This window comes from Sodalinema gerasimenkoae IPPAS B-353 (assembly GCF_009846485.1).
Classification (GTDB): Bacteria; Cyanobacteriota; Cyanobacteriia; order Cyanobacteriales; family Geitlerinemataceae; genus Sodalinema; species Sodalinema gerasimenkoae.
The window spans coordinates 3617468-3630129 of record NZ_ML776472.1 but is presented as its reverse complement, the minus strand read 5'-3'; the positions used below and the strand labels follow the sequence as shown (position 1 = coordinate 3630129).

Sequence of the window (12662 nt, the reverse complement as noted above, 5' to 3'; positions counted from 1 at the left end):
TAAGGTTTTTGGGGTTTGCTGCTGGGTCTGGCTTCTTGTGCTAACATCTGAATAACTGTTCAGATGTTGTAAGTAAAAGGACCTCTGATTATGACCACTGTGACTCAAATGAAATGCGCTTGCGATTCCTGCCTCTGTATCGTTAGCTTGGAAAGCGCTGTGATGAAAGACGATAAACCCTATTGCAGTCAGGTTTGTGCCGATGGTCACCCCGATGGGGCCGGCTGTGGACATAAAGGCTGCACCTGTCACAGCTAGGGATTGACCAAACCTGAGTTCATCACCAATCCACAACAAAAGGAGGAGCGATCGCCCCTCCTTTTTTGCGTCTGAATGATTAGACTAGGATTGATTGGGAAATTTTGCGATTTTACCTTGACAATCTGGCTATTCAATGGTGATGGATTGGGGTCCATTGCCATTGGGGCGATCGCCGTCCGACCCAGATGTGGAGCGTGAGGATGACTCAGTGGTCTCGCCAACCCAGCTTTTGAGTGGCTCCTCGGACAGGTCGAGGTGGAGGACTCCAGACACAAAGCCACCGAAAAACGCGATCGGCTCAGCAGTCAACTCTTTGAAGATGGGTTGAAGTTCGTCGAAGAACATAGGCTTGCAGTTTCGGCGCGTAGGGGAAACAGATTGAGAACGTTAAAATCCTAGCGTGAATCGTCCCGAGAGAGCTATGGGGGAAAACCGTCTCTCGAATCTCCGCCCCAATTCTTGCTATTCTTAGGGGAAGCAAGGCGCAGCCCCTGCGTATCTCCTGTAGTCACTGTTCGTTCTGCTAACCCCAAGATTTCATGTTTGACGCATTTGCTGACCGCTTAGAAGAAGCCTGGAAAAAGCTCCGAGGACAAGACAAGATCTCGGAGGCTAACATTCAAGATGCCTTGAAAGAGGTTCGTCGCGCTCTCCTCACGGCGGATGTGAACCTACAAGTGGTCAAACAGTTCATCGCTGATGTAGAAGAGAAGGCGATGGGGGCGGAGGTGATTGCTGGGGTTCGCCCGGATCAACAATTCATCAAAATCGTCAATGATGAGTTGGTGGCCATTATGGGGGAGAGCAATGTCCCCTTAGCCCATGCAGACCAGCCGCCAACGGTGGTTCTGATGGCAGGCTTACAGGGAACCGGTAAAACGACCGCCTCTGCAAAGTTAGCTCTACATTTACGCAAACTCAATCGCTCCAGCCTGCTGGTGGCAACCGATATCTATCGCCCGGCGGCGATCGATCAGCTCAAAACCCTCGGCGAACAAATCGATGTCCCGGTGTTTGATATGGGGACTGATGCTGATCCAGTAGAGATTGCTCGTCAAGGGGTCGAGAAAGCCAAAGCCGATGGCATTGACACGGTAATCGTCGATACCGCTGGTCGCCTACAAATCGACACCGACATGATGGCGGAGTTGAGCCGCATCAAGGAGACAATCCAACCCCACGATACGCTCTTGGTGGTGGATGCGATGACCGGGCAAGAGGCCGCCACCCTCACCCGCACGTTTGATGAAGAAATTGGGATCAGTGGGGCAATTCTCACGAAGCTGGACGGCGACAGTCGGGGTGGGGCGGCCCTCTCGCTGCGGCGTATCTCGGGGGCCCCGATTAAGTTTGTGGGGATGGGAGAAAAGGTTGAAGCCCTACAACCGTTTTACCCCGATCGCATGGCCTCCCGGATTTTGGGCATGGGCGATGTGCTGTCCTTGGTGGAGAAAGCCGCTGAACAGGTGGACTTGGCCGATGCTGAGAAGATGCAGGAGAAAATCCTCTCGGCTCAGTTTGACTTTAATGATTTCCTCAAACAAACCCGCTTGATGAAGAGTATGGGGTCGTTGGGGGGAATTATGAAGTTAATCCCTGGGATGGGGAAACAGATTTCTGATGATGATTTACAGAAAGGGGAGACGCAACTCAAACGTTCCGAGGCCATGATTGGCTCGATGACCATCGACGAACGGACCAATCCTGATTTGTTGTCGAGTTCTCCGAGTCGTCGCCGTCGGGTGGCGAAAGGGTCTGGGTTTGATGAGTCTGATGTGAATAAGTTGGTGAGTGATTTCAAGAAGATGCGATCGCTCATGCAGCAAATGGGCCAGGGGAATCTTCCAGGAATGGGGGGTGGAGGAATGCCGGGGATGAATCCCTTTGGTGGGATGTTTGGCGGTGGCGGTGGCGGCCCCCGTCCGGGCTTCCGGGGCCCCGGTGGCGGTAAGCCAAAGAAGAAGAAAAAACAGAAGAAGAAGAAAGGCTTTGGGGAGTTGTAGGGGGAGAAGGCAAGAGAACAGACGTAGGGGCGTACCCTTGTGGTCGCCCTGGGCAAGAGGCAAGAGGCAAGAGGCATAACGTATGAAAGCTGTTGTAATGACCGGTGCGGGTACGCCAGATGTCTTGGAAGTCCGGGATTTGCCGGTTCCACGGATTGAACGCCCTACTCAGGTGTTGGTGCGACTGAAGGCAGCTGGGGTGAATCCCATTGATACGAAGGTGCGCCAACGGGGAACCTTCATCTCAAACGGCTCTCCAGATATCTTGGGCTGTGATGGGGCCGGGATTGTTGAAGCCGTCGGTTCTCATGTCTCGGGGTTTGGCCCGGGGGATGCTGTCTATTTCTGTTTTGGAGGCTTGGGGGGATCTCAAGGGAATTATGCGGAATATGCGGTGGTGGAACAGCATTGCTTGACGGCTAAACCTCAATCCCTCAGTTTTGAAGAAGCGGCGGCGGCGCCTCTGGTGCTGATTACGGCTTGGGAGGCTCTCTATGACCGCGCTCGTCTTTGTGCGGGACAACGGGTTCTGATTCAGGCGGGGGCCGGTGGTGTGGGCCATGTGGCGATTCAGTTGGCGCAACGTCAGGGCGCTAAGGTGGCAACCACGGTTTCTAATTCACAAAAATCTGATTTTGTCAAGGGCTTGGGGGCAGATTTGGCGATTCTCTATCCTGAGCAAGATTTTGTCGAGGCGGTTTTGGCTTGGACTGAGGGAGAGGGGGTCGATGTGGCCTTTGACACCGTTGGCGGCGAGACCTTTTATCGCAGCTGTGAGGCGGTGAAGGTCTATGGGGATGTGGTGACGTTGCTTCAGCCGAGTGAGATGGGCAATTTGAAGGGGGCCCGTCAACGCAACCTCCGGATTGGCTTGGAGTTGATGTTAACGCCGATGTTGCTCAATTTGCAGGAGGAACAGGCGGAACAGGCGAAAATTCTCCGGGAATGTGCCCGGTTGTTTGATGGGGGGTCTCTGAAGGTTGAGGTGAGTCAGGTGTTCCCCTTGGCCGAGGCCGCGGCAGCTCATCGCCAACTGGAAGCGGGGTCGATGTCGGGCAAAGTGGTCTTGCGGATGGAGTAGGGGGGTGGGGGCAATGGCGATCGCCCCCCCGTGCTATCGTAGGGAGAGCCATGGGCTAGACCGATTTGCGGTTTGTGAGTCCTTAACATTCTTATCAAGCATCCATGAACGAAACGTCTCATAGCACGATTGTGTCTGTCACCGATGAACAGGGGCGATCGCTCCCCTGTTATGTTGAACATCAGTTTGAGATGAATGGTGTTGAGTACGCGGTGTTACTCCCGGTCAATATTCCGGTGGATCTCGTGACCTGGTCGGGGGATGATGAGAGTGAGGATGAGGACGCTGATCTCGCCACCGAGGAGGAGATTGATCAGGTTTTTGAGACGGCCAAGGCGGTTCTGGCGGAACAAGATTTGTTGCTTCAGCGAACGGCCCTCACTTTAACGGTGGTGGGTGAGATTCCGGAGTTGGATCAGGCGATTGAGGCTCTGAATGAGACGGATTCCGATGAGGATGAAGAGGAACTGCTCTGTTTAGCTAATTTTTATGAAGGTGAGCAGGAATATGGACTCTATGTCCCAATTGATCCAATGTTAGTGTTGGCTCGTATCAATGCTGAGGCGAAGCCGGAGTTACTGACGGATGCGGAGTTGGATGAGTTGGAACCGCTACTCCCGTCGATTGAAAGTTTGATTGCTGAACGGCTGTTTAATGGCCTGGAGTAATACCTGTTGAGTTGATGAGGGGAAGTTTGTGAGACGACTAGCAAAAGGCGTGTTTTACTTGGCGATTCCGGGGGCGATCGCCCTGGGAGTTTGGCAAGGATGGTCTTGGTGGAGTTGGGCCACGGCTCCGGTGGCAGAAACGGCGACGGAGGAGTTGTCGGAGGATGAGGTGACGGCGATACAACTCGAAATTCCCCCAGGGACTCCAGCGGCCCAAATTGGCCGAGATCTCGAAGCGGTTGGCTTGATTCAGTCAGCCAACGCTTGGGAGTTATGGGCCCGCTGGCTGCGTTGGCGGCAACCGGACGGCTCGTTTCAGGCGGGAGTCTACCGGTTTTCGCCCCAGGAGTCGATGTTAGAGATTGGGGCGCAAATTTGGGATGGGGAGGTGGCTAACGAAAGTTTCACCATTCCTGAAGGCTGGTCCCGTCTGGAGATGGCTGACTATTTTGAGCGGCGAGAGTTTTTCTCGGCCGAGGCCTTCCTAGAGGCGACACAGGAGATTCCCCGCGATCGCTTTCCTTGGCTCCCGGAAGACATTCCCCATTTAGAGGGCTACCTCTTTCCCGATACCTACCAGGTGGGGGAGGGAACCATTACCCCCGATGGCATTGTTGCCCAAATGTTAGGTCAGTTTGAACGGGTGGCGTTGCCGGAATATGAGGCGAATCAGCCCCCCGAACCGATGACATTGCATGAATGGGTCACCTTAGGCTCGATTGTGGAAAAAGAGGCGGTGGTAGCCCAGGAGCGACGCACCATTGCGGGCGTCTTTTGGCAACGACTGCGGACGGGGATGAATCTCGGGGCAGATCCAACGGTAGAATATGCTCTGGGGATTCGTCAGACAGTGGATACTCCCTTGACTTGGACTCAGGTAGCGGTGGATTCTCCCTATAACACCTATCGTAATCCGGGATTGCCGCCGACGGCGATCGCCAGTCCGGGATTAGCGAGTTTACAGGCCACGTTAGATCCTGAGGAGACTCCCTATCTCTATTTTGTAGCCCGCTATGATGGAACCCACTTTTTTAGCCGTACGTTAGCCGAACATGAGGCGGCGATCGCTCGGGTTGAACAGGAACTAGCCCAATAAGCCCAGTTCGGATCAACCGCTGTCCTCCTCCCGGCTCTGTTTTAACCTGTTATTTCACCTTTTACTATGTCTTGGGGCAAACTCTTACAGCCAGATTTGGTTCTTGGCGGCACGGTTCTCGATATTACGCCAGACCTGTTGGTTGAGCATAATTTGAAGGGACTCGTCTTTGATGTGGATGAGACTCTGGTCCCCATTGGACAAATGGAGGCCTCGGAGGAACTGCGGCAGCGGATTGTTGAGTTGCGTCAGGTGGCTACCCTGTGGCTGGTGAGTAACAATGTCAGCGAAACCCGCATTGGCAATATTGCTAAGTCTCTGGAGTTGCCCTATATTTTCTTCGCCGCTAAACCCTTCCGCCGCAAACTTTGGCGAGCGGTATCAGCGATGGATTTACCGGTGGCCCAGGTGGCCATGGTGGGCGATCGCCTGTTTACGGATGTTCTGGCGGGAAATCGCATGGGAATGTTCACGGTGTTGGTTGAACCGATGGTCGACCCCGGTGAGTCTGTGCGTCACTCTCCGGTGCGTTCGGTGGAGGTTTGGCTCTCTCAAGTCCTCGGGGCCTCCCTCACGGCCAATCGTTAAAAACCATATCACGAGCGTTATAAAGCGCAACATCAGTTCATAGGGTGTTAGATTACGAAATATAAAAAAATAATTACGTTTGTCAGGGTTTCTGGAAATTCCTGTCATCATTAATACAGTTTCAAAGGAGTCCGCTTGTATAAAGACTCCAAACTTGAAGGGGATCCCAGTCATAAAGATCCCATTCTTCAAAGGGGTCAGTCTTGGATAAAGACCCCCGATATAGCTTAAAAACCCTTTAAAAAACCCAAAACGGAGGGCAAGTCTCAGGCTTGCCCTCCGTTTTGCTCTATTGCAGCAGGCAGCCTATTGCCTAGGGCGACCACAAGGGTACGCCCCTACGTGTTTTCTGTTCCCTGTTCCCTGTTCCCTGTTCCCTGTTCCCTGTTCCCTGTTCCCTGTTCCCTGTTCCCTGTTCCCTGTTCCCTGTTCCCTGTTCCCTGTTCCCTGTTCCCTGTTCCCTGTTCCCTGTTCCCTGTTCCCTGTTCCCTGTTCCCTGTTCCCTGTTCCCTGTTCCCTGTTCCCTGTTCCCTGTTCCCTGTTCCCTGTTCCCTGTTCCCTGTTCCCTGTTCCCTGTTCCCTGTTCCCTGTTCCCTGTTCCCTGTTCCCTGTTCCCTGTTCCCTGTTCCCTGTTCCCTGTTCCCTGTTCCCTGTTCCCTGTTCCCTGTTCCCTGTTCCCTGTTCCCTGTTCCCTGTTCCCTGTTCCCTGTTCCCTGTTCCCTGTTCCCTGTTCCCTGTTCCCTGTTCCCTGTTCCCTGTTCCCTGTTCCCTGTTCCCTGTTCCCTGTTCCCTGTTCCCTGTTCCCTGTTCCCTGTTCCCTGTTCCCTGTTCCCTGTTCCCTGTTCCCTGTTCCCTGTTCCCTGTTCCCTGTTCCCTGTTCCCTGTTCCCTGTTCCCTGTTCCCTGTTCCCTGTTCCCTGTTCCCTGTTCCCTGTTCCCTGTTCCCTGTTCCCTGTTCCCTGTTCCCTTCTTTGCCATACAAGAAACCCCAGCCTGGCGAAAGGATTCCAAGACTGGGGTTTTTGCTGTCAGACGCTCAAACATCTCTTGAGGGGAACCTGGGGGAACTCAATCGATGTCCAATGCTAGATTAGCTGTTACGACGACGGCGTAGGCTGGCTAGTCCACCAGCCATAGCTGTTAAGCCCAAAATTGCAGACGGCTCAGGAACGTCACGAGAGCCAACTCGTTCAGCCTGTGCCCAGAGAACCATATCTTGGAAGTCACGGTCGTTGCGGTTACCGCGATCTTCAATTCCTAAGGCGAGAAGTCCGGACAAGGGGTTACCGCTGGTGTATCCGCCGGGGTTGTAAAAGGCTTCCTCATCGTTAGGCTCTAAGAACATATTGGAGAGTCCATCCTCTTCTCCTGAATAGATCGCTGTCCCATGGGAGCCAAAGAGGAATTGTTGAGTTTCTTCTCCGTTGGCGACTCTCCTGCGACCGTCACCACTAAAGGAGTTGAGGCGATTAGTCGAGAAGACGGTGTTGATGAAGCTACCAGCGACGTCGTCGCTACCGGTTCGAGACCAACTGGTTAGACCCAAAGCATATTCCACATTAGCTTTGAAGGTGAACTCAGCAGTACAGTTGGCGACGGTGCTGCTTGCTTCACCACAAGTGCCAAGCCAATCGCTACCACTACTGGCGTGGCCCTTATCTGCGGCCCACTGTTCAGCGAAAAGCGTTTGAACCGAGGTGGGGGTGTTCCCGTTGACTTCGTAAAGCCCCAGGCTGGAGACAAAGGCACCAAAGGTATTACCGAAGGTGAACGTAACTTTGGTGTCTTCTGTGAAGAGTAGCCCATCATTTCCGAATTTTTCATTCGGGTTCATGCTGAATGCTGTAGCTGGTGCGGCTAGAGCACCAAGAGCGAGTGAGGCGCTAAGTAAGGGAGCTGTGTAAGTGATTGCTGTTCGTAGTTGCATGAGAGAGTCCTCCAGGTTGGATACTTTAAATAGTAGGGATGTTTGGGTCGTTAGGTGGCGATCGCAGCCAATGCTTTGCTGTGTTTTCGATCACATTTATTGTCGGAACGCCGGGATTCTTTGGGACATACTTACAATAAATTCAGTTCCCTCATTAAAGTTTGAATAAACCGGAAAACTGAGCGGGACCCCTGTAGACCTGAACACAGCCAAAAGGTGTCTAGGAACTGTCCCTGAGAACCGCTATCCCTTATATACTAAGGAAAATGGGGTTCCTACCTACTATAGTAATGGGAATATCTAGGAGGTCTGCAAGGATTCAATAAACTTTGTGTGAAGCTTGTGTAAAACCTGTGTTTAGAACCTAGTAAACACGGATTCATTTAGGAAAAGCAAGCCACGGTTGCGTGTAAATACGCAAAAAACAAACGCTCATTTTAACCCACATCAAACAAAGGGCGATCGCCCCCAAAACAAGACAAAACCTCAGTAAATACACTTAAGTTTACTGAGGTGAACTGAGGTGAATTGAGGGGACTGTTCTGGTTGTTTCCCGGACTGTAAAGAAGAGCTTAGAGGCTGTCGATCGCCGTGATCGCCTCTTCGAGGGCGATCGCCACCTGAGTCCAATGGGTGCCCCCCTGGCAAAACACCACGTAGGGATCACGCAGAGGACCATCAGCGGAGAATTCCGAGGTACTGCCATCAATAAACGTTCCCCCGGCCATCACCAGAGGCGTCTCGTAGCCAGGCATTTCTGCTGGAACAGGGTCAAGATAGGCATCAATGGGGGAATTGCGTTGAATCGCACGACAGAAGGCAATGAGTTTTTCAGGACTTCCCAGGGCGATCGCCTGGATAATATCGCGACGAGGCTCATGGGGTAAGGGATTCACGGAATAGCCCAACTCATGAAAGGCTTGTGACAGTAAATAAGTTCCCTTAAGGGCTTCCCCAACCATCTGCGGAGCCAGATAGAATCCTTGATAGAGAAGACGGTTCTGTTCAAAGGTGGCCCCTGCGGCACTGCCAATCCCGGGGGCCGTCAAACGACAGGCCGCCTGCTCCACCAAATCTGCTCGTCCGGCCACATATCCTCCCGCCGTCACGAGAGTTCCGCCGGGATTTTTAATCAGAGATCCCGCCATCAAGTCCGCGCCGACGGCCGTGGGTTCACGAGTATCCACGAACTCGCCGTAGCAGTTATCCACAAAACAAACCGTCTGAGGATTTTGCTGTTTTACAACCTGGACGATTTTTCCGATATCATCAAGGGACAAACTGTGACGCCAGGCATACCCGCAGGACCGTTGAATCAACACCAAGCGAGTTTCCGGCTTTACGGCCGTCGCCAATGCGTTCGAGTCGATCATTCCATCGTCAGTCAGAGGCACAACCCGATACTTAACCCCCAACTCCGCCAGAGATCCTTGCCTCGAACCTCGCACCCCAATCACTTCCTCAAGTGTGTCGTAGGGGGGGCCTGCCACCGCCAGCATCTCATCCCCAGGGCGCAACACACCGTACAAAGCACAGGCGATCGCATGAGTTCCCGACACCATCTGAACTCTCACCAGAGCGGCTTCGGCTCCCATAACCTCTGCAAAGACGCGATCGAAGGTGTCACGGCCGAGGTCATCATGGCCATATCCCGAGACGCTCGCAAAGTGCCGCACCCCCACCCGATGATGTTGGTAAGCGTTCAAGACCCGTCGCAGATTCTCCTGGACCATATTATCTATGGTGATGAAGCGGTCGTCGAGCGATCGCCGCAGCTTTGTTAAGTTAATCTTAAGATTCATGAATTTGGAGTCAGGTTAGAGTAGATGAGAGACAGGGCAATATAGTTTAGCTCTTTGTACCGATATTTTGATACAATCCAACAGGTCGTCCTGAAAAGGAAACAAACATTACGAGGTTAATGCATGACAGTTGCAACACCCCAAAAACTTTCACTGAATTGGTTTGCGGTCGTTTGGATCGCCACCATTCACTTGTTAGCGTGCTTAGCGTTTTTGCCAAGTACCTTTACCTGGGCCGGTGTTGGCGTTGCCCTGTTCTTACACTGGGTTACCGGAGCGTTAGGCGTCACCATGGGATGGCATCGCCTAATCAGTCACCGCAGTTTTGAAGTCCCCAAATGGTTGGAGTACTTCCTGATGTTATGCGGCACTCTATCCTGTCAAGCGGGCCCTTTAGACTGGGTTGGTATGCACCGCATTCATCATAAATACTCTGATACCCCCGCTGATCCCCATGATTCCAACAAAGGATTTTGGTGGAGTCATGTTGGCTGGATGTTTTTTGAAATCCCCGCCAAAGAAGAAGCCTCTAAAATGGTCAAGGATATTGAAGACGATCCCGTCTATCAATTCTGCCAAAAATTCTTTATTCCCATTCAGTTTGTTTTAGGGTTCATCCTCTATTTCCTGGGTGATTACTTTGTTGGGAATGGAATTTCCTTTGTGGTTTGGGGCGTTTTTGTCCGCATGGCGGTCATGTTCCACTGCACCTGGTTTGTCAACAGTGCTACCCACAAGTTTGGCTATCGCACCTATGAGTCTGGTGATGATTCCCGTAACTGCTGGTGGGTTGCCCTCGTCACCTATGGCGAAGGCTGGCACAACAACCATCATGCCTTCCAGTACTCGGCTCGCCATGGTCTCAAATGGTGGGAAATTGATGTCACTTGGATGATGATTAGTGCCTTGGAAACCGTAGGCTTGGCCAAGAAAGTCAAAATGCCGCCCAAAACTCCCAAAACGGTTTCAGGTTGACATCCCTAGGAGTTTCCGAGCATTTCTAAGCCTAAAAACCCGGTTTCCCTAAAAAGCCGGGTTTTTTGCCGCAGACCCCTAAGGTTTGGTTAACTTCATCCCATCTACTGCCAGAAAACTCCCCAAAGGGGTTGCCTGATAGTCCTTATAGGGGTATGATGGAGGGATATGAGGGCATGTAGCTCAGTAGGATAGAGCATCAGATTCCGGTTCTGAGGGTCGGGGGTTCGAATCCCTCCATGCTCGTTCTTCAAAAAGTCGTTAAATCCTTCGGGGTATAACGGCTTTTTGCTGTTTTCGGAGCAGACTTGTTAGCCTAGACAACAGTTGCTCAGCAAACGAGAACCGTTATGCCTACACGACTCTTTCTAGGACTTTTGTCCGGTTCAGTGCTTTCTCTGACGATGCCGGCCCTGGCTGCCCTATCCGCCGGAGGCAGCTCCCCATCCTCAACCCATCCCAATCCTGCGGCCGCGGCAACCCTGGCCCAAGGGTTTGAACCCGGCCCGGCAGATGGTCACGGTCCTGATGAGGATGAGGTGTTGACGGAAGCCGGACCCCTACAGGGGAGTTGGCGGGCCGCTCAAGTTGAACAGGATCGACCTCTGGCCTATTTCACGATTTTTCATGATCGGGGGGCCTCTGAGGCCGATGGCTCCTTCTTGATGGGGTTAGCTATGGGAGATGGTCTCGATGGGGAGGCCGGAGAGATTAAGTCCGTGCAATTAGAGGGCGATCGCCTAGAAATCACCTGGAACCCCACCAGCGACTCCCAAGAACGCTACTACCTAACTCTCGTGCAAGAGGATGCAGACCTCTATCGTGGCAGCTTTGAAGCGGAACGGAACCCCGCCAGCTTTGAGGTGATCCTCGAACGCAGGGATCATTCTTAGGGATTAGCGAAAACGGGTTAAGGCTACCCGATAGCGTTCCTTCTTGGTGATGGAGACCTCCCCCACTTCTAAGCGTCCCTTACCCCGGATGGCAATTAAATCCCCGGAACTGACGCTATAACTCGGTTGGGTGATGTCCTTCCAGTTTACTCGGACATCCCCACCACTAATGAGGCCCGCCATCTTACTGCGAGACATCCCAAACCCCGCTGAGGCGATCGCATCCAACCGTAACGAGGCTTCCACAGTCGTCATCTGCTTCGTCTTCGGAGCCTGCACTCGCAACTCATTTAACTCAATCGCCTGCGTTTTGACGGGGACCGATCGCACTTGAGTCAGATTCAGCTCCAAAAACTCCACCAAATCAGGAACCACTAGCACCTGGGCCCCCCGTTCTCCCAACACCAGGATATCGCCGGTTTTCTCCCGCACCAGTCCCGTTCCCAACATCGACCCCAAAAAATCAGGATGGCTGGCGGTATCAAAGAGGAAGTTTCCTGCCACCTCCAGGGCCGCCACCTGCACCTGTTCGACATCTAGGGGCAGATCCGAGCGGGCGATCGCCAACCGTTGCCGTTCTGCTTGAGGGTAGCCCCCCCAGGCGACAATCTTTAGCTCTGTTAGCTTCTCAAACAGTCCCTGTGCCTCAAATAACTCCGGGGGAGACAAAAAATCCGTTTGCGTGATTTCCCAGGTGCGCAGCGCCTCCTCAGCACGGTCTAGAATTTTAGCAAGGGTCTCTCGGTTTTCAACAGATTTGAGGAGTTCATCTCTGGGCAACATAAGGGGTTCTGGCAAGGGATAAGGGACAATGGACAACCTGGGGCTTGTCCTGGGGTTAGGGGCTACTTTGGAGAGTTTGTAGACTCAGGGGGCGGGCCCGGCGGACGATGGGGAGAACGTCGGCCAGTTGGAAGCGAGATCCTTGGATGACCAGCAGATATTCCCCTCGACTGAGGCGATCGCGATAGGTTCGGGAATCGCCGAAGTTGAGAACTGCCCCCAAGCCCCCGCTAGAGAGTAAGCCTCCGAGGGCACCACTCCCGGCCCCCAAGATGCCACCAATGACCTGATTTCCCGTCACACCGGCCCAGGGAAAGGTCTGTAAACCGGTAATGGCATTAAAGGTGAGGCCTCCAAAAAAGCCAAAGGGAACCAACCAAGTCATCATCCGAAAAGCCCGCTGTTTGGCGTTCTCATTGGGATCTTCTAGGTCGAAATCATTGGCGGTTTGATAGCCAGTCCCAAAAATTCGTAAGTTGTCTTGGGGAAAGCCGGTTTTTTCCAACTCCGTGTAAATGGTTTCCGCTTCAATGCGATCGCCGACCGCGGCCACTAAATACTCCATCAGGGCTAACTCTGTCTCCGT

General features: G+C 53.0%; 14 protein-coding genes and 1 tRNA gene. 9 read left to right on the top strand and 6 right to left on the bottom strand.

What is annotated here, in order from left to right; translation table 11 throughout:
- The first annotated feature begins 90 nt into the window (after positions 1-90).
- Positions 91-258, top strand: a complete 168-nt coding sequence (locus L855_RS15770) for a metallothionein (RefSeq protein ID WP_192925040.1) — start codon at positions 91-93, stop codon at positions 256-258.
- A gap of 129 nt (positions 259-387) precedes the next feature.
- Here the strand turns inward: L855_RS15770 and L855_RS15765 are convergent, their stop codons facing one another.
- Positions 388-606: a ssl0294 family protein gene (locus L855_RS15765; protein ID WP_159789613.1), complete on the bottom strand. Its 219-nt coding sequence runs from the start codon at positions 604-606 to the stop codon at positions 388-390.
- Positions 607-800: 194 nt separating this feature from the next.
- Between L855_RS15765 and ffh the strand changes: the two genes are divergently transcribed.
- The 5 genes from ffh (at position 801) to L855_RS15740 (ending at position 5697) form a co-directional block, all read left to right on the top strand.
- Complete coding sequence (gene ffh / locus L855_RS15760; protein WP_159789611.1) at positions 801-2264, top strand: signal recognition particle protein; 1464 nt, start codon at positions 801-803, stop codon at positions 2262-2264.
- A gap of 82 nt (positions 2265-2346) precedes the next feature.
- Complete coding sequence (locus tag L855_RS15755; RefSeq protein ID WP_159789609.1) at positions 2347-3345, top strand: zinc-dependent alcohol dehydrogenase family protein; 999 nt, start codon at positions 2347-2349, stop codon at positions 3343-3345.
- Between the two features lie 104 nt (positions 3346-3449).
- On the top strand, positions 3450-4013 hold the full coding sequence (locus L855_RS15750; protein WP_159789607.1) for a DUF3727 domain-containing protein: 564 nt from the start codon (positions 3450-3452) through the stop codon (positions 4011-4013).
- A 28-nt stretch (positions 4014-4041) separates the two neighbouring features.
- A complete protein-coding gene (gene mltG / locus L855_RS15745; protein WP_159789605.1) occupies positions 4042-5109 on the top strand; it encodes an endolytic transglycosylase MltG in 1068 nt (355 codons plus the stop codon).
- A 66-nt stretch (positions 5110-5175) separates the two neighbouring features.
- A complete protein-coding gene (locus L855_RS15740; RefSeq protein ID WP_159789603.1) occupies positions 5176-5697 on the top strand; it encodes a YqeG family HAD IIIA-type phosphatase in 522 nt (173 codons plus the stop codon).
- Between the two features lie 338 nt (positions 5698-6035).
- Here the strand turns inward: L855_RS15740 and L855_RS21995 are convergent, their stop codons facing one another.
- The 3 genes from L855_RS21995 to L855_RS15725 form a co-directional block, all read right to left on the bottom strand.
- Positions 6036-6740: a hypothetical protein gene (locus tag L855_RS21995; protein ID WP_246198907.1), complete on the bottom strand. Its 705-nt coding sequence runs from the start codon at positions 6738-6740 to the stop codon at positions 6036-6038.
- A gap of 46 nt (positions 6741-6786) precedes the next feature.
- Positions 6787-7530, bottom strand: coding sequence for a PEP-CTERM sorting domain-containing protein (locus L855_RS15730; RefSeq protein WP_159789599.1), 744 nt, complete (start codon positions 7528-7530; stop codon positions 6787-6789).
- 665 nt (positions 7531-8195) lie between these two features.
- Positions 8196-9425 (bottom strand): methionine gamma-lyase family protein, encoded by a 1230-nt coding sequence (locus tag L855_RS15725; protein ID WP_159789597.1) that lies wholly within the window; start codon positions 9423-9425, stop codon positions 8196-8198.
- Positions 9426-9548: 123 nt separating this feature from the next.
- Between L855_RS15725 and L855_RS15720 the strand changes: the two genes are divergently transcribed.
- The 3 genes from L855_RS15720 (at position 9549) to L855_RS15710 (ending at position 11293) form a co-directional block, all read left to right on the top strand.
- The gene (locus L855_RS15720) at positions 9549-10400 is read left to right on the top strand and encodes an acyl-CoA desaturase (RefSeq protein WP_159789595.1); all 852 of its coding nucleotides are present in this window, start codon (positions 9549-9551) and stop codon (positions 10398-10400) included.
- A gap of 172 nt (positions 10401-10572) precedes the next feature.
- A tRNA-Arg gene (locus tag L855_RS15715) sits at positions 10573-10646 on the top strand.
- A 104-nt stretch (positions 10647-10750) separates the two neighbouring features.
- A complete protein-coding gene (locus tag L855_RS15710) occupies positions 10751-11293 on the top strand; it encodes a hypothetical protein (protein WP_159789593.1) in 543 nt (180 codons plus the stop codon).
- Between the two features lie 3 nt (positions 11294-11296).
- Here the strand turns inward: L855_RS15710 and L855_RS15705 are convergent, their stop codons facing one another.
- Together L855_RS15705 and L855_RS15700 are read right to left on the bottom strand one after the other, a co-directional pair.
- Positions 11297-12076, bottom strand: coding sequence for a photosystem II electron transport protein, Sll1252 family (locus L855_RS15705; RefSeq protein ID WP_159789591.1), 780 nt, complete (start codon positions 12074-12076; stop codon positions 11297-11299).
- 55 nt (positions 12077-12131) lie between these two features.
- Positions 12132-12641, bottom strand: a complete 510-nt coding sequence (locus L855_RS15700; protein WP_159789589.1) for a hypothetical protein — start codon at positions 12639-12641, stop codon at positions 12132-12134.
- Positions 12642-12662 lie beyond the last annotated feature (21 nt).